This window comes from Brevibacterium sp. UBA7493, from assembly GCF_002479565.1.
In the GTDB taxonomy this organism is placed as follows: Bacteria; Actinomycetota; Actinomycetes; order Actinomycetales; family Brevibacteriaceae; genus Brevibacterium; species Brevibacterium luteolum.
On sequence record NZ_DLOD01000004.1, the window covers coordinates 12,140 to 36,434 of the forward strand.

Consider the following 24,295-nt stretch of genomic DNA (forward strand, 5'->3'; position numbering starts at 1 on the left):
TGTCAGATGATGGTCTCGAAGCCGCCGATCATGCCTTGCAGGCTGTTGACCCACTGGGTCCAGACGCCGCTGACGAGCAGCACGCCGATGATGATGAGCATCGCCCCGCCGATCCTGCTGATCAGGAGGTGGTGGTCTCTGGCCCACTGCAGCCTGCCGGTGCCCTTGACGATGAGCACGGCCACGACGATGAACGGCACTCCCAGTCCGAGGCAGTACATCAATGTCAGCAGGGCACCCCGCCAGATGCCGTCGGCGCCGGTCGCCCCGAAGCTGGTCGACAGCGCCAGCACCGCCGCCAATGTGGGGCCCATGCACGGTGCCCAGCTGAGGGCGAAGGTGGCGCCCAGGGCGGGGGCGCCCCAGAGGCCGGCGGGTGGACGCTTGCTGATCCGGGCGGTGCGTTGGAACATGCCGATGCCGCCCATGAACACGATGCCGGCGATGATGACGACGACGCCCATCACGCGGTTGAGGACATCGGCCCACTGGCTGAGCAAGACACCGGCGAGGCTGAACGCCAGGCCCATCGACACGAAGACGGCGGCGAAGCCGACAATGAACAGGGAGACCCCGACGACGACCCGGCTGATCTTCCGGTCAGTCAGCGCGGCGGCACCCAACCCGGTGACGTAGCCGACGTAGCCGGGGACCAGCGGCAGGACGCACGGGGAGAAGAACGAGACCGCCCCGGCGAGGATCGCCACCGGGATCGCCAGCAGCATCGGACCGGACAACGCAGTCTGTGAGAAGGTCTCCCCGATGGAGGCCAGCAGCATCACGCCGGTTCCTCCAACACGTCACCGATCAACGCTTTGAGGGTGGACTCGTCCACGGCTCCCATCACCCGGGCTGCCGCCCGGCCCTGGGAGTCCAGGACAACGGTGGACGGGACCGCCTGCGGGGGCAGCACCGAACCGAGCGCGGCGACGCCGAGGCCGTCCTTATCCAGCATGGAGGGAAACGTCAGATCGAAGGTCCTGGCGAACGCGTCGGCGGCCGGCGCCTCGTCGCGGACATTGATGCCCAAGAACTTCACGCCGTTTTCTTGGTACCGCTCGTAGTTGGCCTGCAGCGCCGGGGCTTCCTTGCGGCACGGGGGGCAGGCGGCGTACCACAGGTTGAGCACCGCCGGGGCCCCGCGCCAGTCGGCGAGGTCGAAGGCGGTGCCGTCGGTGTACTCACCGGCCAACTTGATCGGCTCCCCCCGCTCGCCGAGGGGCAGCTGGGTGATGACGCCGGCCCCGGAGATGTAGCCCTGCTCATTGACTTCCGGCACCTGGTCGGCCAGCTCGTCGGTATTGGTGCCGCACCCGGCCAGACCAAGTGCGAGGAGGACGGTCAACGAGCCTGACCGGCGGATCATCGAACGACGTGACAGAGGTGAGAGCATCCTTCTTCTTCTTCAACTCGCAGGAAACGACTCCCTCCATTCTGGCGGGATCGCCACGGGTGAAGGGACCAGGATTCTTGAAGATTTGGCGAAGATTGCCCTGGTGACAGCCTCGTGGAGGTGAGGCGGGTTACATTCGAATCAGCGCGTGGCTCGACGGCGCCGTGTGCTGTCCCCGGAAGTTCATTTCCCTGACAGGTCAACTAGGAGGCCAGGATGAGCGAACACAGCGGACATCTGCCGGTCGACGGAGACCGCAAAGCCCTCCGGATCTCCGGGTGGTTGACGGGAGTGTATTTCGTCATCGAGTTGGTCATCGGGCTGTGGTCCGGGTCGGTTGCGGTGGTCTCCGATGCCTTCCACACGTTCTCGGCTGTCGGCGGGGTCCTGATCGCGCTGGTCGCCCAGCGGCTGAGCCAACGCCCCGCCACTGCGAAGGAGACTTTCGGGTGGGCCCGGGCCGAGATCATCGGAGCCTTGTTCAACGGACTCTTCCTCGCCTTGATGGCCGTCTACGTGTTCTACATGGGAGCCATGCGGCTGGCCGAGCCGATCGAGCTGCCCACCACGGTGATGCTCTGGGTGGCCGCCGGCGGCATTGTCACCGAGCTCATCGCGTTCTGGCTGCTTTACCGACGGCAGAAGACGAACCTGAACATCAAGGGCGCGTTCTGGCACATCCTGCAGACCTTCGTCGGCAGCCTCATCATCATCATCTCCGCGGTGGTCATCCGACTGACCGGCTTCCTCGCGATCGACCCGCTGCTGGGCATGGTGTTCGGCGTGGTGCTGCTGTGGGCATCGTGGACCATCATCCGGTCGGCCTTAAGAATCCTGCTGCAAGGCACCCCCGAGCACCTCGACCTGCCGGCGGCGATCGCAGCCCTGGAGGAGATCGACGGGGTTGAGGACGTCCACCACGTGCACGCCTGGACCATCACCTCGGGGCGCACAGTCTTCTCCGCGCACCTGCACGTGGCCGACCCGTCCCAGCATGAGGCCGTGCTGGAACAGGCGACCGACCTGCTCACCGACCGGTTCGGCACCTACTTCTCCACGCTGCAGATCGAACGCACCTGCCCGGCCGAGACCGCCACGAGCATCGACATCACCCGACAGTCCGAGCGGGGGACAGGCTCGAGCGTGTGAAGGTTTGACGAAGATTCCGGCCGCAGCGGGCGCTGAGGGCTGTGTGCCACCGAGGTTCGGGACAGACTGAGTACATGCGGGCTGAACGAACCGACCACCACCCTGGCGGGCGCATCGTCGTCGCCGAGGATGAGAAACCTCTGGCACAGATGGTGGCGACCTACCTGAGCCGAGACGGCTTCCACGTCGAGCAGGCACACACCGGGGTCCAGGCGCTCGACAGCGTCAGGGCCGAGGAGCCGGACGTGCTCATCCTCGACCTCGGACTGCCCGGTCTCGACGGAATCGAGGTCTGCCGCCGCGTGCGAGCGATGTCGGAGTGCTACGTGCTGATCCTGACAGCCCGCGGTGGTGAGAACGACAAACTCCTGGGCCTTGCCGCCGGTGCTGATGACTACATCACCAAGCCCTTCAGCGTCCGGGAACTGGTCGCCCGGGTCCATGCCGTGCTCAGGCGTCCCCGCACTGGAAACCCACCCCAGGACTCCGTCCGCGTCGTCGGCGACCTCACTATCGACCTCGCCGGCCACGAGGTCCGCCGCGACGATGCGGTGCTTCCCCTGACGCGCACCGAGTTCGACCTGCTGGTCGCCTTGTCTGCAGCACCCCACCGCGCGCTCTCCCGCCGGCAGCTCATCGACGCCGTCTGGGACACATCCTGGGTCGGCGATGAACGGATCGTCGACGTCCACATCGGCCACCTGCGGCGCAAGCTCGGTGAAGAGCCCGACGGTGGCGGCCTCGTCGAGACCGTCCGCGGCGTCGGCTATCGAATGGTGCTCCGATGAGGCTGCGCAACTCCGGCCTGGCCACCCGCCTGTTCGCCACGCAGCTGATCGTGGTGGCGGCAAGCCTGCTCGGAGCGGTGGTGGTCGCAACCGTGGCCGGGCCGCCGCTGTTCCACGAACACCTGGAAATGGCCGGCATCCCGGGGGGATCCTCGGAACTGTTCCATGTCGAGCAGGCCTACCGTGACGCGAACCTGATCACCCTGGCGGTGGCATTGGGCACCGGTCTGGCCTGCGCGCTCCTGGCCAGCTTCCTGCTCTCGCGTACGATCCGCACCCCGCTGGAACAGCTCACGCACGCGGCAGCCGAAGTCGCCAGTGGCAACTACGACGTGCGCGTCCCGATAGTGGGCGCCGGCGCCGAACTCGACTCCCTGGCCCGAGCGTTCAACACGATGGCCGACCAGCTGACACGCACCGAGGAAACACGGCGACGCATTCTGTCCGACCTCGCCCACGAGATGAGCACGCCGGTCTCGGTCATCTCCGTCTACCTCGAGGGGCTGCAGGACCAGGTCGTTGAGTGGAATCCCACCACCCACGCCGTGATGGCCGAACAACTGGCTCGCCTGACACGCCTCGTCGAAGACATCGACGACGCCTCCCGCGCCGAGGAAGGCCGCATCGAACTCGCACCGGCCCCCGTGCCCATCGCCGATCTGCTCGACAGCTGTGCTGCCGCAGTCCAGGAGAGCTACACAGCCAAGGGCGTGACCCTCACCATCCCCACCGGCACCCGAATCGGCACCGTGATCGCCGACCGGCAACGGCTGGCGCAAGTCTTCGACAACCTCCTGTCGAACGCGCTGCGCCACACCCCACCCGGGGGAACCGTCTCCCTCACCACCACCGGCACCACGGACACCGTGACCATCCGCGTCACCGACACCGGCGACGGCATGACCGCCGACCAGCTCACCCACATCTTCGAACGCTTCTACCGCGGCGACACCGCCCGCGACCGCGACCACGGCGGCTCCGGCATCGGCCTGACGATCTCCCACGCCCTCATCGCAGCCCACAGCGGTACCCTCACCGCCACCTCCGCCGGCCCCGGACACGGCTCAGAGTTCACCATCGAACTGCCCCGCACCCCCGGAAAGGCCCGCCCCGCGTGAGCATGAACACCTTTACTCATATACCCCTACAGGGTATAGTCGGAGGCGCGCGAAACCCGCGCGGCCTCACCGAGCCCGCAAGTCAGGAGCACACCATGACCGCAGCCTCCCGTCAGCTGCCCCTCGCATCGGCAGGCTGCGCCTGCTGCGCACCAGCCGACACCGCCACTACAAACGCAACTGGCAGCAGTGCCGGGCCGGCCTCCACGCTCACACTCGCTGTAGAAGGGCTGACCTGCCAGGGCTGCGCCTCGCGCGTGACCAGGGCCATACACGCGGTGGACCGCAACGCCCAGGTGGACGTCACGCTGGTAGCCCACGGCCGGTCCACCGTCACGGTGACCAGCAGCGCACCGGTGGACACGGCGGCGCTGCAATCAGCGCTTGCCGCGGCCGGATACCCCGGAACAGAAGCCTGATCGGCTACCCATCCCCTGACTGTGAAGGACAACGATGAGCAATCCGGAGCACCACCACCAGCCCGAACCGGCAGATCACACCCACGCCCATCACCACCACGACCACCTCGACGCAGACAGCCACGGACAGGCGATGCCGCAGGGCCACGGCCACTCCGCCCTTGACGAAGCCCCGGCACCCGCCCACGACAGTCACGCCGGACACGACCATGACGCGCACGCAGGCCACGGGGAGCACGCCGGGCACAGTGTCGCGATGTTCCGCAACCGGTTCTGGGTCAGCCTGATCCTGTCGGTGCCGGTCGTCATCTTCAGCCACATGGTCGCCGACCTGCTCGGCTACCAAGTGCCCGAGTTCTTCGGCTCGGCCTGGATCGCCCCGGTGCTGGGCACCGTCATCTACGTCTACGGCGGCATGCCCTTCCTCAAGGGCGGGCTCAATGAGCTGAAATCACGGCAGCCCGGGATGATGCTGCTGATCGCGATGGCCATCACCGTGGCCTTCGTCGCCTCCTGGGCCACCAGCCTGGGCATCGGCGACTTCATGCTCGACTTCTGGTGGGAGCTGGCGCTGCTGGTCACCATCATGCTGCTGGGGCACTGGCTGGAGATGCGCGCCCTCGGTGCGGCATCCGGTGCCCTCGACGCGCTGGCCGAGCTGTTGCCCGACGAGGCGGAGAAGGTCACCGAGTCCGGGACCATCACCGTCCCGATCGCCGAACTGCAGACCGGTGACACGGTGCTGGTTCGGTCCGGGGCCCGGGTCCCGGCTGACGGCCGCATCATCGACGGGCACGCCGAGTTCGACGAGTCCATGATCACCGGTGAGTCCAAACCCGTCCTGCGTGAACTCGGTGACAAGATCGTGGCCGGCACCGTCGCCACGGACAACGCGGTGCGTCTAACCGTGGAAGCCACCGGCGGCGAGACTGCCCTGGCCGGCATTCAGCGGATGGTCGCCGACGCGCAGGCATCGTCGTCGCGGGCGCAGGCGCTGGCTGATCGTGCCGCAGCGCTGCTGTTCTGGTTCGCGCTGGGGGCCGGCATCATCACTGCGCTCATCTGGACGCTGCTGGGCGCGCCCGACCAGGCAGTCATCCGCACCGTCACCGTGCTGATCATCGCCTGCCCGCACGCACTCGGACTGGCGATCCCGCTGGTGATCGCCATCTCGACTGAGAAGGCCGCCCGGTCAGGCCTGCTCATCAAGAACCGGCTCGCGCTGGAGCGGATGCGCTCGATCGATATCGTGCTCTTCGACAAGACGGGCACTCTCACGCAGGGCGCGCACGCCGTCACCGGGACCGCGCATGTGTCAGGAATCAGCGAAAGCCGCGTGTTGGCGCTGGCCGCCGCCACCGAAGCCAACAGCGAACACCCGGTGGCACGGGCGATCACCGCAGCGGCAGCCGAACACCCGGAAGCGGCCTCGACTCGTCTGCAGGCCAGCGAGTTCACCGCAGCCGCCGGGCGCGGGGTCCGCGCCATCGTCGACGGTTCCGAGATCACCGTGGGCGGGCCCAACATGCTGCGCGACTACGGACTGGAATCACCAGCCGAGATCGCCGCCGACGTCGCGGAATGGACCCAGCGCGGCGCCAGCGTCCTGCACATCGTCCAGGACCGGACAATCATCGGGGCGGTCGCCCTGGAGGACCAGGTGCGGCCGGAATCCCGAGCCGCAGTCCACGCCCTGCAAGAACGCGGTGTGAAGGTCGCGCTCATCACCGGCGACGCCCAGCAGGTCGCCGACGCCGTCGGGCGCGACCTCGGCATCGACGAGGTCTTCGCCGAAGTGCTCCCGCAGGACAAGGACTCCGCCGTCACCGACCTGCAGAACAGGGGACTGTCGGTAGCAATGGTCGGCGACGGCGTCAACGACGCCCCCGCCCTTGCCCGGGCAGACGTCGGCATCGCGATCGGGGCCGGCACCGACGTGGCGATGGAATCGGCCGGGGTCGTACTGGCCAGCGACGACCCGCGAGCGGTGCTGTCGATGATCGACCTGTCCCGGGCCAGCTACCGCAAAATGATCCAGAACCTGGCCTGGGCGAGCGGCTACAACGTCATCGCCGTCCCGCTGGCCGCCGGAGTCCTGGCCCCCATCGGGCTCGTGCTCTCCCCGGCCGTCGGCGCGATCCTGATGTCCCTGTCGACCATTATCGTCGCGCTCAACGCACAGCTGCTGCGCCGCACCGAACTCAACCCGGCATGGCTGGCACCGACCCCCGCCGAGACGTCCCGACCAGAAACCGTCCACCACAAAGGAAAGGTCACATCATGAAGCGCACCCCACTGGCAGTTGCAGCAGCCGTCGCCGGCACGCTCATTCTTTCGGCATGCAGCGGAAACGCTGACCCTGGCAGCACAGGGGCAGATCCCGCCCCTGAGACCTCGGTCGCCACCGACACCGCGGGCTCCGGTGAGGAGATCTCCGCGGAGCACAACGACGCCGACGTGATGTTCGCGCAGATGATGATCCCGCACCATCAGCAGGCCGTGGAGATGAGCGAGACACTGCTGGCCAAGGATGACATCCCGCAGAACGTCGCCGACTTCGCCCAAGGCGTGATCGATGCGCAGGGGCCCGAGATCGACCGGATGAACGCCATGCTCGAAGCCTGGGGCCAGCAACCCATGAACATGGACGACATGGACGGCACGGGTGGCATGGGCGGTCACGGCGGTATGAGCGGGATGATGAGCGAAGACGACATGCGGCAGCTCGAAGACGCCACCGGCACCGACGCCGCGAAGCTGTACCTGGAACAGATGACCAGACACCACGAGGGTGCCGTCGACATGGCCGAGCAGCAGGTCGCCGACGGGCAGAACCCGCAGGCCGTCGCCCTGGCCGAGCAGGTCATCGAAGACCAGGAAGCAGAGATCCAGGAGATGAAGACGATGCTCGAAAACCTCTGAACTTTTTTCTCCGGAAGGGGAACCGGGCATCGGACCGGACTGCGGTTCATGAAGATTCTGCGAAGATCGGCTTCTGGCGGCTTCGCTTTGGTCGGCGGGTCACCTAGCGTCGATGGTAGCCGGGTGCTTCCTAGCACCGCCTCGGAGAAGAAGGAGCGCAGCGATGACTCACATCACTTCAATGATCGAGACCCACCCCAACGACACCACCGGTCTGGACGTGCAGAAACTCGCCGATTGCATCGCCGCCTGTTTCGAGTGCGCCCAGACCTGCACGGCCTGCGCCGATGCCTGCCTGGCCGAAGACATGGTCGCCGATCTGCGCAACTGCATCCGTCTCAACCTTGACTGCGCGGACCTCTGCGCGGCCACCGGCAGCATTCTCAGCCGCCGCACCGGGCAGAACCTGGCCACGGTCAAAGCCGCACTCGAGGCATGCCGGGCAGCGTGCGCAGAATGCGCCGCCGAATGCGAGAAGCACGCGGACATGCACGAGCACTGCCGCGTCTGCGCCGAGGCCTGCCGCCGATGCGAACAGGCCTGCGCCGACCTCCTGGCCGCGATCGGCTGACCCCTACTACCCGGCCTGGTCGATCCGACAACGATCGACCAGGCCGCCGTTCTGCCCACCGACAGGGACCCTTTGCAATTGACCCCAGCTCTGTGGCTGAGTGGCTCAAGTCCGACCGGAGGGGTTGTGAGGGGCGACCGTCAAACAGACGCATGCTCCACCTTTCACTGTTCTCGCTAAGCACGCAGTTGGTCGGACATCCCTCAGTTGCACCGCGGCGCAACGCTCCCTCAAAGCTCAGGCATCCAGGGTCCATCCCGCGATCAAGCCTGCCGACAAGAACCCACCGCACCGGTCGTCAACGCAAGTTCGAAGCTAGACACATCTGCCAGCCGAACACCACCGTGCCGGACACTTCTGCACAACGGGTATACTCCCCATCGGATGAGCGCCCACTCAGGCCGCAGATGCTGTACGAATGGACTATGGACAATCCCCGTGGCACCACCGCCGGCCAGCCCATCCGCGCCCTCACCGTCGCCCAGGCGCTGGCGGCGTGTGAGACGATCGGCCGCGACCTCAACGCCATCGTCGAGACCCTCCCGGTCGACCCGCGCGCTGCCGGCATGCCGATCGCGGTCAAGGACGTCATCGACATCGCCGGCTCCCTCACCACGATGGGCTCCTACGTCAGACCTGAAGAGCCGGCCACCGCCTCGGCGGCGGTCATCGAACTGTGCGAGCGCCTCGGCATGGTGCCGGTGGCCAAGACGACTTGCCAGGAGCACTCCTACGGCATCATGGGCGAGGAGAGCACGCACGGCCGCGGCGTCAACCCGATCTGGCCCGGCTATACCACCGGGGGCTCCAGCTACGGCTCCGCGCTCGCCGTCGCCGCCGGCATCGTGCCCGCCGCCCTCGGCACGGACACAGCCGGATCCGTGCGCGTGCCGGCCGCGTGTGCGGGGATCGTCGGCTTCAAGCCGACGCTCGGCCGGCTCCCGACCGCAGGTGTCGCCCCGCTGTCAGACAGCTTCGACACCGTCGGCCTCTTCACCCGCACCCCAGCTGAGCTTGCCGCCCTGTGGCCCCGGTTCGCCGCAGCCTGCCCCGGCCCGGTTCCCGGACAGGCCACGGTGCCCGCCCCCGAGGTGGGGGACCAGCGGCTGGCGGACCTCGCCTCCGGTGAGGGGCGCCGCGTGCTGCGGATCGGCGTCTTCGCCGCCGACGACCTGGGTGCCGGGGCGCACCCCGGCGGCGGCCTCGCCCATGATCGCGCGTGGTTCGAGGCCCGCGTGCGGCCGTGGCTTCAGCAGCGCTGCGCGGCCGCAGCCGCCACGGGGTGGCAGATCGAGATCGTCGACCTCACCGGCGCCTTCGACCTCCCGGCGACCGCCCAGAGCTACTCGACCATGCGCGCCCGGGAGAGCTGGCTCATCCACCGCCCGGCATGGGAGGCCGGCCACCGCGACTATCAGCCGCAGGTGCGGGCGAACATCGAACACGATCAGACGGTCAGCGCTGCTGACTATGAGCGCGCGGTGGCCGGCTGCGCGGAGCTGCGTGCCGCCGCAGCCGAGGTGTTCGCCCGGGTCGATGTCATCCTCACCCCGACGATGGGCTGCCAGCCAGTGCCGTGGGAGGCTGCCGACCAGGGGGTGCGCTGGGCGTTCCGGGCCTATTCGCAGCTGTTCAACGTGCTCGGCTGGCCGGCGGTGAGCATGCCCATCGACGCGCTGCCGCGGCTGCTGCCCGGTGCTGACGGGCAGGTGACGGCGCAGTTCCCTGCCAGTGTGCAGATCGCCGCATCCCCATGGCAGGACAGCGCGCTCGTCGACATCGTCGCCCAGATCATCACCGCCGGCGCAGATGAGGCGCGGGGCGATGGAGCGAGCGGGGGTGGATTGGACGGCGGGCAAGGCGCTGCGGATGCGGGAACCGGGCAGAACCCGGTCGAGCAGGTGGTGCTCGTCTCTGATGACGGTGCCGCGCTCGGCACCGCAGACAAAGCCACGGTGCACACCGCCGAAACGCCGCTTCACCAGGCGTTCTCCTGCTTCGTCTTCGACACCGCCGGCCGGGTGCTGCTCACCCGCCGCGCCCTGAGCAAGAAGACCTGGCCGGGAGTGTGGACCAACGCCCTCTGCGGACACCCCGGACCTGGCGAACCGCTCGCCGCTGCCGTGCACCGGCGTGCCGCCGAGGAGCTCGGCTGCCGGCTGCGCGACCTCACCACGGTGCTGCCGGCCTACCGCTATCGCGCGACCGACGCCTCGGGCGTGGTGGAGAACGAGATCTGCCCGGTCTTCACCGCTGTGCTCACCGGCGACCTCGACCCTGCTGCTGACGAAGTCGCCGAACACGATTGGGTCGAACCCGAGCACCTCGACGCTGCTGTGGCCGGGATGCCGTTCATGTTCAGCCCGTGGATGCAGGAGGAGTGGCAGCTGCTGCGTGCCGCCACCGGCGCGCAGCAGGCATGAGCGCACTCACTGGCGAGGCTGTGGGCGGGCCGGCAGGCCGAGCAGGCGGGCACCGTTGTCCCACAGCACCGCGCGCAGCCACTCGTCCCCCAGGCCCAGCCGCACGAGAGCCTCGAGCTGATGGGCATACGGGTACGGGATGTTCGGGAAGTCCGAGCCGAGCACAACCCGCTCACGCAGCTCCGCCAGCCGGTCGACGTAGCGGTCGTCGAAGGGGGCGAGCTGGTTGATGAAGTCGGTGGCGAACATCGTTGTGTCGAGGTGGACGTTGTCGAACTCCTCTGCCAGGTCGGCGAACTCGTGATACTCCGGCATTCCCATATGCGCGATGACCGCCGTGAGCTGCGGGAAGTTCCGCAGCACCTGCCGCATATGCTCCGGTCCCGTATAGGTGCCCGGCCGCGGACCGGAGCCCACATGGATGACGACCGGCACCCTGGCTGCGGCCAGTGCCTCCCAGGCTGGGTCCAGCAGTGCGGAGTCCGGGGCGTAGTCGCCGACCTGCACATGCATCTTGAACAGCCTGGCCCCAGCATCGAGGGCGGCCTGGACGTAGTCGCCGACACCGGGCTCCGGATAGAGGGTGCCGCAGTGGATGACATCGTCATGAGCCGCAGCGAAGTCCGTGTTCCAGCCATTGAGCCAGACGGCCATGCCCGGCTTATGCGGGTAGGTCAAGGCCGGGATCGCCGGGATCCCGAAGCTGCGCGCGATCGAGAGCCGGGTGGCGGTGTCGAAGCGGTAGGTGATCGGCCAGTCCTGGCCGTAGACCTCACCGGCGTTGTCGAAGACCGCCCACACTTTCTCAAGCATCCGCTCGGGCAGGAAGTGGATGTGGATGTCAGCCAGACCGGGCAGGCCGAGGCCGGCGATGAAGGCTGGGATCTCGGCATCAGCGCGCGGGGCGGGGGCACTCGTCATGATCTCGACGCTAGCAGGTCGGAAGTCACATCCTTGCCTCTCGACGCCGGCCGCAACGACCGTTAGAGTCTTGAACAGACGTTCGATCGCTAAATTTCTGCGAATGCAGGACAGCCGAGCGCAGCAAAGGAGAACCCATGACCGTCAATCGCAGCATCCGCCTAGCCCGCCGTCCGCACGGCGAGCCCGTCGCAGACGACTTCCAGTTCGACGAGGGCGAAGTCCCGACCCCCGGTGAGGGGCAGGCGCTCGTGCGCACCCGCTACCTCTCACTCGACCCGTACATGCGCGGGCGGATGTCCGATGCCAAGTCCTACGCTGCCCCGCTGGAAATCGGCGACGTCATCATCGGCGGCACCGTCGGCGAGGTCGTCGAATCTAATGACCCGAAACTCAAGGTCGGCGACCTCGTGCAGAACTACGGCGGCTGGCAGGAGTACAGCCTCACAACCGGCAAGGAGGCCTTCGCCATCGACGAGTCCGTCGCCCCGGCCAGTGCTTACCTCGGCATCCTCGGCATGACCGGCTTCACCGCATACTCCGGCCTGCTGGCCATCGGCAAGCCCCAGGAGGGCGAGACCGTCGCCGTGGCCGCAGCTACTGGACCGGTCGGCTCGGCGGTCGGGCAGATCGCCAAGATCAAGGGCTGCCGCACCGTCGGCATCGCCGGCGGGCCGCAGAAGGTCGAATACCTCAAGGAGCTCGGCTTCGACGTGGCACTCGATCACAAGGAGCCGGATCTGCGCGGCCGGCTGAAGGAAGCAGTCCCCGAGGGCATCGACGTGTACTTCGAAAACGTCGGCGGGCATGTGTGGGATGCCGTGCTGCCGCGACTGAACACCTACGCCCGTGTGCCGGTGTGCGGCCTCGTCGCCAACTACAACCGCACCGAAGCCCCCGAGGGGCCGGATCGCTCGGCAGCGCTCATGGCCAATGTGCTCACCAAGAGCCTGACGCTGCGCGGCTTCATCCAGATGGAGTTCGAGCGTGACATGTACCGCGACTTCCTGGAAGAGATGGGTCAGTGGGTCTCTGAAGGCAGGATCAGCTACCGCGAAGACGTCACCGAGGGTCTGGAGAACGCCCCGGAGACCTTCATCGGGATGCTCAACGGCAAGAACTTCGGCAAGACCATCATCAAGGTCGCCGACTGAGTCATCACAGCTGACGGAACCAGCTCAGCTGACTGAGCTTCACGGGACTGCCCGGGGTCAGCCGCGGAATGCGGCGAAGACCTCGGGCAGTTTCTCTGCCGGCACACCGGCGCGCAGCGCGAGGATGAGCAGCAGTCGAGCCCGGTCGGCGTCCAGCATCCCGGCGGGGATGAGGCCGCGGGAGAGCAGGTCAATCTCCGCCCCCGGATAGCCGTAGGTGCGCTCGAGGACCGCCCCGGCTCCGGTGCGGCTGGCGAGCACCACCGGCACCTTCTCAGCGAGTGCTGCAACAGCGTCGATCGCCCGGGTCGAGACATGCCCGCCGCCGACGCCGACGATGACCGCGCCAGCATATCCTGCCGCGGGTAGGCCTGCGAGGTAGGCGAGGTCGTCGTCGAAGCCGACGCTCACGAGCGCGACCCGCGGTGGGATCGGTTCGGAAGTCTCCTCGACAGACTCGGTGCCGCCCGCCTCGGGCACGGTGAGGGTGCCGGGCAGGGTGGCGGGCATGTGCTGGAGGATGACGCGGTCCTCGCTCACCCAGCCCAGCGGCCCGGCCGCCGGTGAGGCGAAGGCCGCGACCGAGGTGGTGTGCGCCTTCGTGACGGTCAGCGGGCTGTGGACCTCGTCGGCGAAGACGAGCAGGCTCGGCAGGCCGGCCAGGCGCGGGTCGAGGGCGGTCAGGGCTGCCGCGCGGACGTTGGCGGGGCCGTCAGCACCGGGCAGGGTTGGGTTGCGCATCGCGCCGGTGGCGATGATCGGCAGGCCGGAGTCGTTGATGAGGGCGAGGACGAACGCGGAATCGGCCAGCGTGTCGGTGCCCTGGGTGAGGACCACACCGCGGGCACCGTCAGTGCGCGCCTGGCGGGCGGAGGCGACGACCGCGTCGAGCATGCCGAGGGTGATGCTGCCCGAGCCGACCTGCGCGACCTGGTCGAAGGTCACCTCCGGGGCCCCGCCGGGCAGCGTGTCGAGGCCAGCGGCTGCGGCGATCTCACTGGCGCTCACCGAGGGGGTGACGCCTGAAGCGGAATCGGTGCCGGAGTTCGTGGCGGCGATGGTGCCGCCGAGGGCGATGACGTGCAGGCGGGACATGGAGCTCCTGGGGGAGGGGGTCAGCGGTTCTTCGGGCGGGCGTAGAGCTGCTTGCGGACCGTGGCAACGACGGCGCCGGAGGCGTCGACGATGTCGTTTTCGAACCACATGAGCGACTTGCCCTCGGCGTCGGCTTCGGCGCGCATCGCCTCGACGGCGGCGTCGTCGAGGCGGATCTCGGTGGTGACGGTGCCGCGGCCGGGGCGCTTGAAGTCGATCTCGCCGGCCTTATCCCACACGATGTAGTCCTTGCCGAGGCGGTGCATCATGAGGATCATCCAGAACGGGTCGCTCATGGAGAACAGCGTGCCGCCGAAGTGGGTGCCGACGTAGTTCATGTTCATCCGGCCCTGCTTGAGCTCGATGTGGGCGGACGTCCAGTCGGGGGCGATGTGGCGGACCCGCACACCGGAGGCGAGGAACACCGGCCAGGCGTTCATCGCCGCCTTGAGGGCGGCGGGATTGTTCTTGACGTCGGTGACGACGCGCTTGGTGCGGGCACGGGCTGTCAGGAACGCCTGCTGGGCGCGATGCACAAGAACCATGGGCTTCAGTATACGGACGTCTGGCCAGGCGTTTCAGCCGTCTCAGCGAACGCCCGATCTCCGGCTCAGAACCCCATGACGGAGGCGATCATGAGCATCGTGACGCAGAAGCCGACGACGTAGTTCAGCCACAGGAACACCCGCCAGCCGGCGCGGGCACGCTCGGCGCTCTCGTCGGTCAGCCCAGCGAACCGGCCGGTGTTGATCGCATACGGCAGCGCGAGCACCGCCGCGATGCGCACAAGGAACGAGTCGGCGTAGAGCAGCAGCACGCCTGCGACAATGTAGGCCGCGGTCGCCAGCCACACGGTCGACCGGGCCCCGATGACGGTGGCGATCGAGGCGAGCCCGCCGGCTCGGTCGGGCCCGATGTCCTGCACAGCACCGAAGGCCTGGCTGGCCACACCCCAGATGAAGAACGCCGCGAAGATGACGGCCACATTGCGGTCGAGCGGCGCCCCGGTGAGCGCCAGGCCGTACCAGGCCGGGGAGGAGAAGTGGGTTGAGGAGGTCACCGCGTCGAGGAACGGGATCTCCTTGAACCGCAGCCCGCGCACGCTGTAGGCGGCCACGGCGAACATGCTGATCGCCAGCACGACATTCGCCCGCCAGTCGCCGAGGACCACGAGTGCTGCGAGGAACGGCAGGCAGGACACGGCCGCACTGACGAGGATCGTGCGGTGGTGCTTGGGGGCGGTGACGTGGCCTTCGATGCCGCCCTTGCGCGGATTGCGGATGTCGGATTCGTAGTCGAAGACGTCGTTGATGCCGTACATCGCCAGGTTGTACGGGATGAGGAAGAACAGGCAGCCGAGCACGAACGCTGCGTCGACGCCGCCGCCGGTGAGCAGATAGGCCGCCCCGAATGGGAAGGAGGTGTTGACCCAGGAGACCGGGCGCGAGGTGCGGGTCAGGAGTCCCAGTGTGCTCACGACCCGGCCCGCCCGTCGGCATCCTCGGGCCGGCGTGGTTTCCGGCGGTTGCCGAGCAGCAGCCACAGGCTCGGCAGCGCTGCGACGGCGACGATCGTGTAGGCGAGATCTTCGATCGGCATGAGGCCGATGCTGATGCCCAGATGGTTGTCGTAGGTGAATAGGCCGGCGGCGATCATGAGGTTGTCGAAGATCATCGTCAGCCCGATGAGCAGCGCTGCGGTGATGGCCAGGGCCCGCTGGTGGATGCGGGACCGGGAGGCGGTCATCGAGTCGTCGGCCGGCGCCGAGGTGGCGGGCCGGTGGGCCGGATCGGTCGGGCTGCCGAGCCGGGCTGAGGAGGGATCGGAGCTGCGCAGCCGCAGCAGGGCGGCGAACAGCAGCCCGAGCGCGGGGATGAGGAAGACGAGGTTGATGAGCGTATAGGTCACGGCCGGCCACCGCCTGTTCCTGGTGTGCCTGTTCCCGTCGGCTCGGGGCCGGGCTCATCGGTGCTGCGCAGGTGGGTGAGGATGCGCATCGAACCGGTGAAGACGACCATCGTGACCCAGCACAGGAAGAAGAGGAAGAAGACCTCTTCGACCGGCAGCTCCGGGGCGAGCTCGAGGCCGGTCATGTACGGGCTGTCACCGCGGTAGAACACCCCGAAGACGATCCCGGCGGCATCCCAGAGGAGGAACACCGCCAGCCCCGCACCGTGGACGATCGCAGCACGCTTCCAGTCGGCGAACCAGAACAGCCGGTGGCGCCAGTCGAGCAGCGCCATCCCGGCGATCGAGAACAGCAGGCAGCCGAGGTAGGCGAAGCTCACCTGTCCACCGCCTCGGGAACGGGCAGGGGACCGGAGGTGCGGTCGCCGCGGAAGGCCTTGAGGACGTTCTCGGCACTGATGACGCACATCGGCAGACCGACGCCGGGTGCGGTGAAGGCTCCTGCATAGAAGAGATTGGCGACCTTGGCAGAGCGCACCCGGCCGCGCAGGAAGATCGACTGCATGAGCGTGTTCGCAGGCCCCAAAGCGGTGCCGGACCAGGCGTGGAAGTCACGAGTGTAGTCAGCTGGGGCGATGACGCGGCGCACCTGCAGCCGCTCGGCCAGGTCCGGGTGGCCGGTCCAGCGGGCGATCTGGTGGATGGTCGCCTCGGCGCACGCCTGCACGTTGGGATCGTCTGCGCGGAGGGAAGCGTCGGCCGGCCAGGGGACGAGGACGAAGAGGTTCTCACAGCCGTCCGGTGCGACCGTGGGATCGGTGCGCGAGGGTGCGCAGACGTAGATCGAGGCCGGATCGGGGATCTGCCGGTCGCGGTAGATCGCGTCGAAGTTCTTGCCCCAGTCAGAGGTGAAGAGCAGATTGTGATGCGCCAGCCTGTCGAGCCGGCCCTCGACGCCGAGCAGCAGGACGAGCGCGCCCATCCCCGGGTCGGCACGCTTCCAGCTGGCTGCCGGGCGGGTCTGGAGTCTGCGGGGCAGCAGCCGGGTCTCCAAGTGGTGGAGGTCGCAGGCGGCGACGACGGCATCGGCATCGAAGGCTTCGAGCCCGTCCCGGGTGCGGGCGAGCACCTCGCTCAGCTGCGCTCGCCTTCCCGGCAGGCCGAGACGACCCCGCCACCGGACGGGCTCGTGGTGGGTCAGTGAGACGACCTCGGCTTCGGTGCGGATGTCGACCCCGAGGTCGCGGGCGCGTTCGGCGATCGCGGTGATGAGCGTGTGCATGCCGCCGGCCGGATAGCGGACCCCGTCGACGAGGTCGAGGTGGCTCATGAGGTGGTACATCGCCGGGGCGGTCTCCGGGCGGGTGCCGAGGAACACGGCCGGATAGCCGAGGATCTGCCGGGCGACGGGATCGTTGACGGTGCGGTCGATCTTCTCCTGCATCGAGGTGCTCAGCAGTTCGGTCAGCTCGCCGAGCCCGGTGAGCACCTCCGGGTGGGCGAACCCGGCCGGGGTGGAGAAGGTGGTGTAGAGGAAGTGGCCGAGTGCCAGCCGGTAGGTCCGGGAGGCGGAGTCGAGATAGGCGTCGACCCGATCCCGGCTGCCGGGCTCTAAGCGCTCGAAGAGGTCGAGGACCTTTTCACGTCCGGCCGGCACGTCAAGCCGAGTGGATGCTGACTCGCCAACTGGTTCGGGGAAGATCCGGTAGGCAGGATCGAGGTCGATGAGCTCGAGCGGGTTCGGGGCGCCGGTGAGGTCGAAGAGGTGGTCGAACACCTCGGGCATGAGATACCAGCTCGGGCCAGTGTCAAAGGTGAACCCGGCCTCCCGATGGATGCCGGCGCGTCCGCCGAGGGTCGCGTTCTTCTCCAGCAGCGTGACCGCATGGCCCCCCTGTGCGAGCAGCGCGGCGGCGGCGAGGCCGGCGATGCCGCCGCCGATGACGATGGTGCGCGTCACCGGCTCTCACCGCCGGTCGATGGGCGGCGCAGCGCACAGGCGGTGATGGCGAGCTTGCGCGGGTTGCTCACCCGCATCCGCTGCGTGCGGATCTGCACGGCAGGCGTGGTGGCCAGCGTCCGGTTGAGTTCGGCGAACAGGGCGTGGGCGATCCGCACGGCCGGGCGCACACGGGCCGGCAGCAGCTCGATGACTTCGTCGGCTGCGGCGAGATCGGCGTCGATGTCGGTGACGATCCGGTCCCGGTCGGCATCTGTGAGTCCGTCGGTGCTGATGCCGGGCAGGTAGCTGCGGCCCAGGGCAGTGTCCTCGGCGAGGTCACGCAGGAAGTTGACCTTCTGGAAGCCTGCCCCGAGCGCCATCGCTCCGCGTCGCAGGCGCTCGTGATCGGCCTCGGGCACGGCACCGAGGAAGAAGGCCTTGAGGCACATGAGCCCGATGACCTCCGCGGAGCCGCGGATGTAGTCAGCGATCGACTCCTCGGTGTGGACAGCTGGGGAGATGTCGGCGCGCATCGAGGCGAAGAACGGCTCCCATTCGGCCGGCCCGATGCCGACCTCGCGGGCGGTCGCGGCGTAGGCGTGGGCGATGATGTCGGCCGAGGCGCCGGTCGCCACCGCAGTAGCGATGCGGTGTTCGAAGGCGTCGAGTTCGGCCGAGCGCTGGGCGGCCGGCAGCCGGTGCATGCTGCCATCGACGATCTCGTCGGCGACCCGGGCCATCGCGTAGATCGCGGTGATGTGGATGCGTACGACCCGCGGCAGGGTGCGCACGGCCAGGGAGAACGATGTCGAATACCGGGCCAGCACCTCGGCGGCGGCAGCCCGGCAGGTGCGGGTGTACTCCACCGGTGCAGGTGGGAGCTGCGCTTTGGCAGCGGCCGGCCGTATTCTGCGGAACATCAGCGCACCACCCCTCAGTGCCGACCGGTCCGGCGGGTGGCGGCGAGCGCCTCGTGCTTGTTCTGCCAGATGAGCAGGCCCTCGCAGGCGAGCAGCAGGACGCCGAGCACGATGCCGACCCAGGCCGGGCCGACGATGATGAGCCCGACGACGGCGGCGAGGTAGACGATCGCACGCACGGCGATGACCGAGGTGCGGGAGGCGAAGAAGCCCTTCGGGGAGGCGAACAGCGCCCAGACGATGATGACGAGAACGAGCGCGCCGATGCCGGCCAGCCAGGCGAGCGCGCCGCCGCCGACGAGCATGAAGGCGACGTAGGCGATTGCCAGCCAGGCCAACGTCTCGAGGAAGAACAGCGTCGCCTCGGCGATCTTCACCAGTGTCGACATCGCTGGGTTCCTCTCTCGGCAGGGCGGGGCGTGTGGTTCCACGATACCGCCTCGGGCATCGGCGGCTCGGCAGGCGGGCCGCGTTTGCGCAGGACAGAGCTGGGTGGAAGCTCAGTGCCGGGATCGCGGTCCTCAGTAGCCCGGATCGCGGCCGTGAGTAGACTGAACGGCGTGCCCGTCTGACCGGCAACCCGAAAGGACGCTTCATGACCCGTCGGACCCTGACCGCGACGGCAGCTCTATGCGCTGCCGCGCTGGCGCTCTCCGGCTGCTCGCAGAACGACTCCGAGCCCAAGCAGGGCCCCGCCACACAGACCCCGGCTGACCCGCGCGGCACCGAGGGCCCGCCGAACTCCGGTGAGGAGGACGACCTGGCGAACTTCAAGCCGGCGCTGAGCTGGGAGGACGCGCAGAAGAAGGCGCAGGAGGACTTCGACGGGGACTTCCGGGCGATCCAGATCGCACTCGCCGAGGGCGGGGAGATCCGCTACGACATCGAGATGGCCTCCGATGAGCAGACGTACACCGCCGCCTACGACGCCAAGACCGGGGACGTCATCTCCACTGATAAGGAGAAGCACGAGGGCAAGGGCGAGGTGCTCTCCCTCGATGACTACGTCGGCCTTGATGAGGCGAAGTCCTCGGCTCTCGATGTGCTGCCGGGCCGGTTGACGAAGATCCGCCTTGACGCTGGCAGCGACGGCACCGCCGCCTACACGATCGACGTCTCACCTGAGCAGGACGGCGAGACCTTCGAGGTCGTCGTCGACGCCGAATCCGGCAAGGCCCACCGCTCCGACGACTGAGAGGCAAAGCCCACCGCTCCGGCGACGAAGGAGCTGTCCGAGGCCTGCCGGGCCGCTGTCATGGAATCGTTGCCGCACATGCTCCGTACGCCGCGCCAGCATGCCGATCTCCCGCGCCCGAGGCGGTCGTTCCCCGTTGCCCGGGGCCCCGCCTCGGCGCCGGTGGCGGGTCGCATGCGCGGCGGGACCTGCCGGCCATGGCAGTGCCCTGTCTGCGGGGTGGGGGATAATCGCAGTCTGCGGGGTGGGGAATAATCGCAAGTGGGAGGATGTTGTTCCCATGGTTAGCGAATGTTCTCGATCGTGGAGGTAAAGCAGTGACGAAGCGCCCGTACACCGTTCCCGGACTGACGAACGAAGATGCCAAGAAGGTCTGCGAGATCCTGCAGGACCGGCTCAACTCGATGAACGACCTGCACCTGACCCTCAAGCACGCCCACTGGAATGTGGTCGGCCCCAACTTCATCGGCGTCCACGAGATGCTCGACCCGCAGGTCGAGACCGTGCGCGGATTCGCCGATGACATCGCCGAGCGGATCGCCGCACTCGGCGGCAGCCCGGTCGGTGTGCCCGGCCGCCTGACCTACCAGCGTCCGTGGGAGGACTACGACGTCGACCGTGCCGGCACGATCGAGCACATCAAGGCCCTCAACCGCGTCTACGAGGGTGTTGTGAAGTCCCACCGCGACGGCATCGAGGAGACCGGCGAGATCGACCCGGTCACCGAGGACATGCTCACCGGGCAGTCCTTCGAGCTCGAGCAGTTCCAGTGGTTCCTGCGCGCCCACCTCGAAGACGGCAGCGGCAAGATCGACCAGTGACCGGCTGCTGAACCTGTCGCGGGCCCTGCTTCTTGCAGAAGCGGGGCCCGCAGTCATTCGCAGAGGCTGGAGAACCGGTTCAGAACCGGTGGGTGATGCTCAGCTCGGTGCCGAGCAGCACCCCGGTGCGGAACTCGACCGGCTGCCCGCCGGAGGTGCCGAGGCGTTCGAAGCGCAGCAGCGCCTCACCGGTCGCGCATCCGAGCAGATGGGCCTCATCGGGCCCGGCGAGCACAGCGGAGACATCCTCGAAACCGCCGTCGATGCGCACGTTCGCGGTCTCGGCGAGCACATGGTAGACCGCCTCGCGGGTGAAATCGGCGCTCATGAGCGGCTCCCCGAGGGCCGCCGGCAGCCACACATGGTCGACAGCCACCGGCGTGTCACCGGCCCGGCGGATGCGCGCCAGATGGAACAGCCGCGCATCCGCTGGCAGGGCGAGCCGGTCAGCGGCCTGCGCATCGGTGATGATCTCCTGGGCGAGGATGTCCGAAAGCGGTTCGAGACCGGAGCGGGAGATGACCTCGAACAGCGAGTAGATCGCCCCGTAGGCAGACGGGCTGGTGGTGAGCAGGTGGGGGCGCTTGCCGCGGTTGGCTGTGAGCACACCGCTTTCGCGCAGAGGCCGCAGCGCCTGACGCATGGTGCCGCGGGAGACCTCGTATTCGGCGGAGAGCTGCAGCTCACCGGGGAACCCAGCATGGAACTCGCCGGCGGCGATGCGGGCGCGCAGGTCGTCGTGGATCTGCTTCCACCGCGGAGCGTTGGCTGCCATTGCGTCCCCTTCCCACAGTGTTCCCGCGCCTGTTCTGTGTTCCTGCGTCTCTTCTGGCTACCACTCACCGGAGCCGCGTATGGTGGCAGGCGGACAGCGGAAACATCCGACTCGATATCAGCATAGGAGAGAGAGCACGCATGAACCGGCCCCGAGCCACACGATCCCAGGGATTCCTGGCCCGGAACTGGCCGTGGACGATCGCGGCCGGCCTGCTCGTCATCATCCTCGTCATCAGCATCATCGCTGGTTCGGGCTTGGGTACGAACCCCGGCACGCAGGCAGAGGACGAGTCCGGCAGCCAGGGCGCAGCCGCCGGTGCCCAGCAGCAGGAGTTCGACCTCTCCCGCCGCATCGACGGCGACCCGACCGCCATGGGCGAGGTCGAAGCACCGGTGGTGCTCATCGAATTCGCCGACTACCGCTGCCCGTTCTGCGGCAAGTTCCACCGCGACACGCTCGGCGATCTTGTCGATGAGTATGTTGCGGACGGCCGGATGCGCGTCGAGTGGCGCGATGCACCGGTCTTCGGCGACCAGTCCGTCGACGCCGCGGTCGCCGCCCGGGCGGCAGCTGAGCAGGGCCTGTTCTGGGAATACCAGCATGCCGTGTTCGGTGAGGCGCCGGACAGCGGCCACCCGGACCTGCCGCGCGAAGTGCTCATCGAGCATGCGCAGACCGCCGGGGTTGCGGACATGGAGAAGTTCGAAGCCGACCTCGACAGCGAAGACCTGCACGCCCAGGTGCAATCAGACTTCGAAGAGGCTCAGCGCCTCGGCGTCACAAGCGTGCCGACCTTTGCGATCAACGACTCCGTCATCTCCGGTGCCCAGCCGGCCGATGTGTTCCGCGAGACGATCGAGAAGGAACTGGCTGAAGCCGGCGCGTGAGCCTCGGCTCCTGCAGCCCAACTCGTGCAGCCCAACTCCTGCAGCTCAGCGGCGAGCGCTCTCGGACCGCAGGAAGTCGCGCAGGTACGGGATCGCGAACTCGACCTTCCCACGGCCGGACTCCATGATGACCCCATCGATGATGAGCCGGCTGCGGTACACCCCGGCATGCTGGATGCTGACCCCGAGGCGTTTGGCGACCTCACGGGTCAGCGAGGGCTCGTCATCAGCACTCATCGCGAAGATGTAGTCCTTGTCCCGATCCGACAGGCCTGCCAGTGTGGGTTCGTGGATCTGCCGGAACAGGGCGGGTCTGGCCTGCTCGACCGCCCAGGCGACATGCTCTGCGGTGATGACCGGTGCCTCGGCGGCGGCCTCCCACGCGAAATCGCCGATGAGCTGCACCAGATACGGGTAGTTCTCTGAAGCCTCGACTGCGGTTTCGAGAGCATCGGCGTCGATCGACTTGCCGGCGTTCTCGATCGGGTGGCGCAAGGCGACGGCGGTGTCGTCGGCGGTGAAGTTCTTCAGTGCGATCCGTTCGGCCCGGCGCAGGAACGTCGAGACGTCGTCGTTGACGAGCTTGTTCATCGTCGCCGGCAGTCCGGCGGCCACGAACGCCAGCGGTGCTCCCTGGGACACTGCATGTGCCACTGCATCGGTGATGGCCCGTAGCTCAGCGACATTCGTCCGGTGCACCTCATCAAGCGTCAGCAGCAGCCCGGTGCCGTGAGCAGACAGAATGTCGAGGGCCTGCATGAGCCGGTGACGCAGATCCGGGGTCAGCGGATTCGTCGAATCGGTTCGGGCCGTCAGTCCGCCGCCGATGACCGGCAGCGTGAACCCGACAGTGGAGGACGTCGAGGTCTGGGCGGCATCGAGGTCTTCGAGCAGCTGCGGCAGTCGTGCTTCGGTCAGCCGCTGCACGACACCCGGGGAGGCCTGTTCTCGCACTGTCACCCACTGGCGGGAGTCAGCGACCTCGCCGAAGGTGTTGAGCAGCACCGTCTTGCCGACCCCGCGCGGGCCGGTCACGAGCATCGCGCGACCGCGGACCGCACCGTCGAGAGCGCGGGCGAAGAGGTTGACCTCCTCCTGGATGCCGACGACGGCAGCCGGGGTGGTCCCGAAACTCGGGCTGAACGGCGAGGGGTGCCGACGCGGATTCGGCGGCGGAATGGTGACGGTCACAGCTGCCCTCCGATCGGAACGACACCACGGCGCTGAGGCACAGTAGGTGCAACTGTTGCTGCAATGCACTCAGGTTCGGTTATGGAGCTTACGGTATCGTCGCCAGCGGACACGACAGCTGCGGCCCGGACCGAGCCGCGGCACACACCAGGAAAGGGAGAGGGTCGATGCTGGCCGAGCTGGCAAACTGGCAGCCGCGCCGCTGGCTGTTCGCTCTCGGCGCCGCTGCTGCCACCATCCTCCTCGTCGCTGTCCCACTGACCTCATCGACACGCCGCTGTTCACCCGCGATGTCCCGCCGACCTGGTGGGCTCGGCCGGTTCTCATCGCCAATGCCGTGCTCGCCGGCCTCGTCGCCGCCACGTACGTCGCCCGACGCGATACCGGTGAAAATTCCGAGGAGCGCGGCGGCCGGCTCGGTGCGGCCGGAGCGGTCATCACGTTCTTCGCCGTTGGCTGCCCGGTGTGCAATAAGCTCGTGCTGCTAGCACTGGGCTATGCCGGGGCGATGCAGTACTTCGAACCTGTTCAGCCGGTCCTCGCGCTCTGGTCGATTGCGCTGCTGGCTTGGGCGTTCGTCGCCCGCGTGCGCAAGGAGCGCAGCTGTCCGCTGTCGAACGCCGGTCAGGCGGCCACCGCCTCGGGCGCGGAAAATGCACCGGTTGATGCCGCGTCCGGCAAGACGCACTGAGATTAACTT

The 24,295-nt window shown here is 67.9% G+C and carries 26 protein-coding genes; 13 read left to right on the plus strand and 13 right to left on the minus strand.

All coding sequences use genetic code 11. The features are described 5' to 3' along the window. Positions 1 to 2: 2 nt before the first annotated feature. Positions 3 to 779, minus strand: coding sequence for a cytochrome c biogenesis CcdA family protein (locus tag B4E96_RS03880; RefSeq protein ID WP_414632665.1), 777 nt, complete (start codon positions 777 to 779; stop codon positions 3 to 5). Next, positions 779 to 1,393, minus strand: a complete 615-nt coding sequence (locus B4E96_RS03885; protein WP_243743445.1) for a TlpA family protein disulfide reductase — start codon at positions 1,391 to 1,393, stop codon at positions 779 to 781. The genes B4E96_RS03880 and B4E96_RS03885 overlap by 1 nt, the downstream gene beginning before the upstream one ends. 216 nt (positions 1,394 to 1,609) lie before the next feature. Here B4E96_RS03885 and B4E96_RS03890 point away from each other — a divergent pair, with 216 nt between their 5' ends. The 8 genes from B4E96_RS03890 to idi all read left to right on the plus strand — a co-directional run bounded on the left by B4E96_RS03890 (position 1,610) and on the right by idi (position 10,783). Continuing rightward, positions 1,610 to 2,542 carry a cation diffusion facilitator family transporter gene (locus B4E96_RS03890; RefSeq protein WP_286956458.1) on the plus strand — a complete coding sequence of 311 codons (933 nt, stop codon included), beginning with the start codon at positions 1,610 to 1,612 and terminating at the stop codon, positions 2,540 to 2,542. Positions 2,543 to 2,616: 74 nt separating this feature from the next. Then, positions 2,617 to 3,330 (plus strand): response regulator transcription factor, encoded by a 714-nt coding sequence (locus tag B4E96_RS03895; protein WP_259833219.1) that lies wholly within the window; start codon positions 2,617 to 2,619, stop codon positions 3,328 to 3,330. Next, positions 3,327 to 4,448: a sensor histidine kinase gene (locus B4E96_RS03900; RefSeq protein WP_286956459.1), complete on the plus strand. Its 1,122-nt coding sequence runs from the start codon at positions 3,327 to 3,329 to the stop codon at positions 4,446 to 4,448. Before B4E96_RS03895 ends, B4E96_RS03900 begins: the two co-directional genes overlap by 4 nt. 95 nt (positions 4,449 to 4,543) lie before the next feature. Continuing rightward, a complete protein-coding gene (locus B4E96_RS03905) occupies positions 4,544 to 4,867 on the plus strand; it encodes a heavy-metal-associated domain-containing protein (protein WP_286956460.1) in 324 nt (107 codons plus the stop codon). Positions 4,868 to 4,901: 34 nt separating this feature from the next. After that, the gene (locus B4E96_RS03910; RefSeq protein ID WP_414632666.1) at positions 4,902 to 7,151 is read left to right on the plus strand and encodes a copper-translocating P-type ATPase; all 2,250 of its coding nucleotides are present in this window, start codon (positions 4,902 to 4,904) and stop codon (positions 7,149 to 7,151) included. Beyond that, on the plus strand, positions 7,148 to 7,789 hold the full coding sequence (locus B4E96_RS03915; RefSeq protein WP_259845354.1) for a DUF305 domain-containing protein: 642 nt from the start codon (positions 7,148 to 7,150) through the stop codon (positions 7,787 to 7,789). The genes B4E96_RS03910 and B4E96_RS03915 overlap by 4 nt, the downstream gene beginning before the upstream one ends. 163 nt (positions 7,790 to 7,952) lie before the next feature. Further along, positions 7,953 to 8,360: a four-helix bundle copper-binding protein gene (locus B4E96_RS03920; protein ID WP_102160850.1), complete on the plus strand. Its 408-nt coding sequence runs from the start codon at positions 7,953 to 7,955 to the stop codon at positions 8,358 to 8,360. A 425-nt stretch (positions 8,361 to 8,785) separates the two neighbouring features. Then, positions 8,786 to 10,783, plus strand: a complete 1,998-nt coding sequence (gene idi / locus B4E96_RS03925) for an isopentenyl-diphosphate Delta-isomerase (protein ID WP_414632667.1) — start codon at positions 8,786 to 8,788, stop codon at positions 10,781 to 10,783. A gap of 6 nt (positions 10,784 to 10,789) precedes the next feature. On the opposite strand, the gene B4E96_RS03935 is transcribed toward idi, so the two are convergent. Further along, positions 10,790 to 11,704: an amidohydrolase family protein gene (locus B4E96_RS03935; protein WP_286956462.1), complete on the minus strand. Its 915-nt coding sequence runs from the start codon at positions 11,702 to 11,704 to the stop codon at positions 10,790 to 10,792. A gap of 137 nt (positions 11,705 to 11,841) precedes the next feature. On the opposite strand from B4E96_RS03935, the gene B4E96_RS03940 reads away from it, so the two are divergent. Next, positions 11,842 to 12,858: an NADP-dependent oxidoreductase gene (locus tag B4E96_RS03940; RefSeq protein WP_286956463.1), complete on the plus strand. Its 1,017-nt coding sequence runs from the start codon at positions 11,842 to 11,844 to the stop codon at positions 12,856 to 12,858. A 57-nt stretch (positions 12,859 to 12,915) separates the two neighbouring features. Here B4E96_RS03940 and B4E96_RS03945 read toward each other — a convergent pair whose 3' ends face one another. From B4E96_RS03945 to B4E96_RS03980, 8 genes are all read right to left on the minus strand, one after another. After that, positions 12,916 to 13,953, minus strand: a complete 1,038-nt coding sequence (locus B4E96_RS03945) for an asparaginase domain-containing protein (protein WP_286956465.1) — start codon at positions 13,951 to 13,953, stop codon at positions 12,916 to 12,918. A 20-nt stretch (positions 13,954 to 13,973) separates the two neighbouring features. After that, positions 13,974 to 14,498: a DUF4442 domain-containing protein gene (locus tag B4E96_RS03950; protein WP_286956466.1), complete on the minus strand. Its 525-nt coding sequence runs from the start codon at positions 14,496 to 14,498 to the stop codon at positions 13,974 to 13,976. A gap of 65 nt (positions 14,499 to 14,563) precedes the next feature. Continuing rightward, entirely contained in the window at positions 14,564 to 15,421 is an 858-nt protein-coding gene (locus B4E96_RS03955) for a prenyltransferase (protein ID WP_414632669.1), read from the minus strand. A gap of 5 nt (positions 15,422 to 15,426) precedes the next feature. Beyond that, positions 15,427 to 15,861, minus strand: a complete 435-nt coding sequence (locus B4E96_RS03960) for a lycopene cyclase domain-containing protein (protein ID WP_286956469.1) — start codon at positions 15,859 to 15,861, stop codon at positions 15,427 to 15,429. Beyond that, positions 15,858 to 16,241 carry a lycopene cyclase domain-containing protein gene (locus B4E96_RS03965; RefSeq protein ID WP_286956470.1) on the minus strand — a complete coding sequence of 128 codons (384 nt, stop codon included), beginning with the start codon at positions 16,239 to 16,241 and terminating at the stop codon, positions 15,858 to 15,860. The genes B4E96_RS03960 and B4E96_RS03965 overlap by 4 nt, the downstream gene beginning before the upstream one ends. Beyond that, positions 16,238 to 17,821 (minus strand): phytoene desaturase family protein, encoded by a 1,584-nt coding sequence (crtI, locus tag B4E96_RS03970; protein ID WP_286956471.1) that lies wholly within the window; start codon positions 17,819 to 17,821, stop codon positions 16,238 to 16,240. The genes B4E96_RS03965 and crtI overlap by 4 nt, the downstream gene beginning before the upstream one ends. Next, on the minus strand, positions 17,818 to 18,723 hold the full coding sequence (locus B4E96_RS03975; protein ID WP_286956472.1) for a phytoene/squalene synthase family protein: 906 nt from the start codon (positions 18,721 to 18,723) through the stop codon (positions 17,818 to 17,820). The genes crtI and B4E96_RS03975 overlap by 4 nt, the downstream gene beginning before the upstream one ends. Before the next feature lie 14 nt (positions 18,724 to 18,737). Then, on the minus strand, positions 18,738 to 19,112 hold the full coding sequence (locus tag B4E96_RS03980) for a DUF2568 domain-containing protein (RefSeq protein WP_102160873.1): 375 nt from the start codon (positions 19,110 to 19,112) through the stop codon (positions 18,738 to 18,740). A gap of 206 nt (positions 19,113 to 19,318) precedes the next feature. Here B4E96_RS03980 and B4E96_RS03985 point away from each other — a divergent pair, with 206 nt between their 5' ends. Together B4E96_RS03985 and dps are read left to right on the plus strand one after the other, a co-directional pair. Then, positions 19,319 to 19,918 (plus strand): PepSY domain-containing protein, encoded by a 600-nt coding sequence (locus B4E96_RS03985; RefSeq protein ID WP_180964696.1) that lies wholly within the window; start codon positions 19,319 to 19,321, stop codon positions 19,916 to 19,918. 317 nt (positions 19,919 to 20,235) lie between these two features. Further along, on the plus strand, positions 20,236 to 20,739 hold the full coding sequence (dps, locus tag B4E96_RS03990; protein WP_217006698.1) for a DNA starvation/stationary phase protection protein Dps: 504 nt from the start codon (positions 20,236 to 20,238) through the stop codon (positions 20,737 to 20,739). Between the two features lie 79 nt (positions 20,740 to 20,818). Here the strand turns inward: dps and B4E96_RS03995 are convergent, their stop codons facing one another. Continuing rightward, the gene (locus B4E96_RS03995) at positions 20,819 to 21,514 is read right to left on the minus strand and encodes a GntR family transcriptional regulator (RefSeq protein ID WP_286956473.1); all 696 of its coding nucleotides are present in this window, start codon (positions 21,512 to 21,514) and stop codon (positions 20,819 to 20,821) included. Positions 21,515 to 21,654: 140 nt separating this feature from the next. Between B4E96_RS03995 and B4E96_RS04000 the strand changes: the two genes are divergently transcribed. After that, the gene (locus tag B4E96_RS04000; RefSeq protein ID WP_286956474.1) at positions 21,655 to 22,404 is read left to right on the plus strand and encodes a DsbA family protein; all 750 of its coding nucleotides are present in this window, start codon (positions 21,655 to 21,657) and stop codon (positions 22,402 to 22,404) included. 45 nt (positions 22,405 to 22,449) lie between these two features. Here B4E96_RS04000 and B4E96_RS04005 read toward each other — a convergent pair whose 3' ends face one another. Continuing rightward, complete coding sequence (locus B4E96_RS04005) at positions 22,450 to 23,595, minus strand: ATP-binding protein (protein ID WP_286956475.1); 1,146 nt, start codon at positions 23,593 to 23,595, stop codon at positions 22,450 to 22,452. A 337-nt stretch (positions 23,596 to 23,932) separates the two neighbouring features. Here B4E96_RS04005 and B4E96_RS04010 point away from each other — a divergent pair, with 337 nt between their 5' ends. Next, on the plus strand, positions 23,933 to 24,286 hold the full coding sequence (locus B4E96_RS04010) for a hypothetical protein (protein WP_286956476.1): 354 nt from the start codon (positions 23,933 to 23,935) through the stop codon (positions 24,284 to 24,286). Positions 24,287 to 24,295: the final 9 nt, after the last annotated feature.

What these genes read in the sequence shown, in the direction of transcription:
- B4E96_RS03945 (WP_286956465.1), bottom strand. Translation starts at nt 13,953, where the DNA reads ATGTCCCGCCTGCACGTCATCGCCCTCGGCGGCACCATCGCCGCCACG.
- B4E96_RS03910 (WP_414632666.1), top strand. Translation starts at nt 4,902, where the DNA reads ATGAGCAATCCGGAGCACCACCACCAGCCCGAACCGGCAGATCACACC.
- B4E96_RS03975 (WP_286956472.1), bottom strand. Translation starts at nt 18,723, where the DNA reads ATGTTCCGCAGAATACGGCCGGCCGCTGCCAAAGCGCAGCTCCCACCT.
- B4E96_RS03950 (WP_286956466.1), bottom strand. Translation starts at nt 14,498, where the DNA reads ATGGTTCTTGTGCATCGCGCCCAGCAGGCGTTCCTGACAGCCCGTGCC.
- B4E96_RS03935 (WP_286956462.1), bottom strand. Translation starts at nt 11,704, where the DNA reads ATGACGAGTGCCCCCGCCCCGCGCGCTGATGCCGAGATCCCAGCCTTC.
- B4E96_RS03995 (WP_286956473.1), bottom strand. Translation starts at nt 21,514, where the DNA reads ATGGCAGCCAACGCTCCGCGGTGGAAGCAGATCCACGACGACCTGCGC.
- B4E96_RS03900 (WP_286956459.1), top strand. Translation starts at nt 3,327, where the DNA reads ATGAGGCTGCGCAACTCCGGCCTGGCCACCCGCCTGTTCGCCACGCAG.
- B4E96_RS03885 (WP_243743445.1), bottom strand. Translation starts at nt 1,393, where the DNA reads ATGCTCTCACCTCTGTCACGTCGTTCGATGATCCGCCGGTCAGGCTCG.
- B4E96_RS03905 (WP_286956460.1), top strand. Translation starts at nt 4,544, where the DNA reads ATGACCGCAGCCTCCCGTCAGCTGCCCCTCGCATCGGCAGGCTGCGCC.
- idi (WP_414632667.1), top strand. Translation starts at nt 8,786, where the DNA reads ATGGACAATCCCCGTGGCACCACCGCCGGCCAGCCCATCCGCGCCCTC.
- B4E96_RS03940 (WP_286956463.1), top strand. Translation starts at nt 11,842, where the DNA reads ATGACCGTCAATCGCAGCATCCGCCTAGCCCGCCGTCCGCACGGCGAG.
- B4E96_RS03920 (WP_102160850.1), top strand. Translation starts at nt 7,953, where the DNA reads ATGACTCACATCACTTCAATGATCGAGACCCACCCCAACGACACCACC.
- B4E96_RS03980 (WP_102160873.1), bottom strand. Translation starts at nt 19,112, where the DNA reads ATGTCGACACTGGTGAAGATCGCCGAGGCGACGCTGTTCTTCCTCGAG.
- B4E96_RS03985 (WP_180964696.1), top strand. Translation starts at nt 19,319, where the DNA reads ATGACCCGTCGGACCCTGACCGCGACGGCAGCTCTATGCGCTGCCGCG.
- B4E96_RS03880 (WP_414632665.1), bottom strand. Translation starts at nt 779, where the DNA reads ATGCTGCTGGCCTCCATCGGGGAGACCTTCTCACAGACTGCGTTGTCC.
- B4E96_RS04000 (WP_286956474.1), top strand. Translation starts at nt 21,655, where the DNA reads ATGAACCGGCCCCGAGCCACACGATCCCAGGGATTCCTGGCCCGGAAC.
- B4E96_RS03915 (WP_259845354.1), top strand. Translation starts at nt 7,148, where the DNA reads ATGAAGCGCACCCCACTGGCAGTTGCAGCAGCCGTCGCCGGCACGCTC.
- B4E96_RS03895 (WP_259833219.1), top strand. Translation starts at nt 2,617, where the DNA reads ATGCGGGCTGAACGAACCGACCACCACCCTGGCGGGCGCATCGTCGTC.
- B4E96_RS03890 (WP_286956458.1), top strand. Translation starts at nt 1,610, where the DNA reads ATGAGCGAACACAGCGGACATCTGCCGGTCGACGGAGACCGCAAAGCC.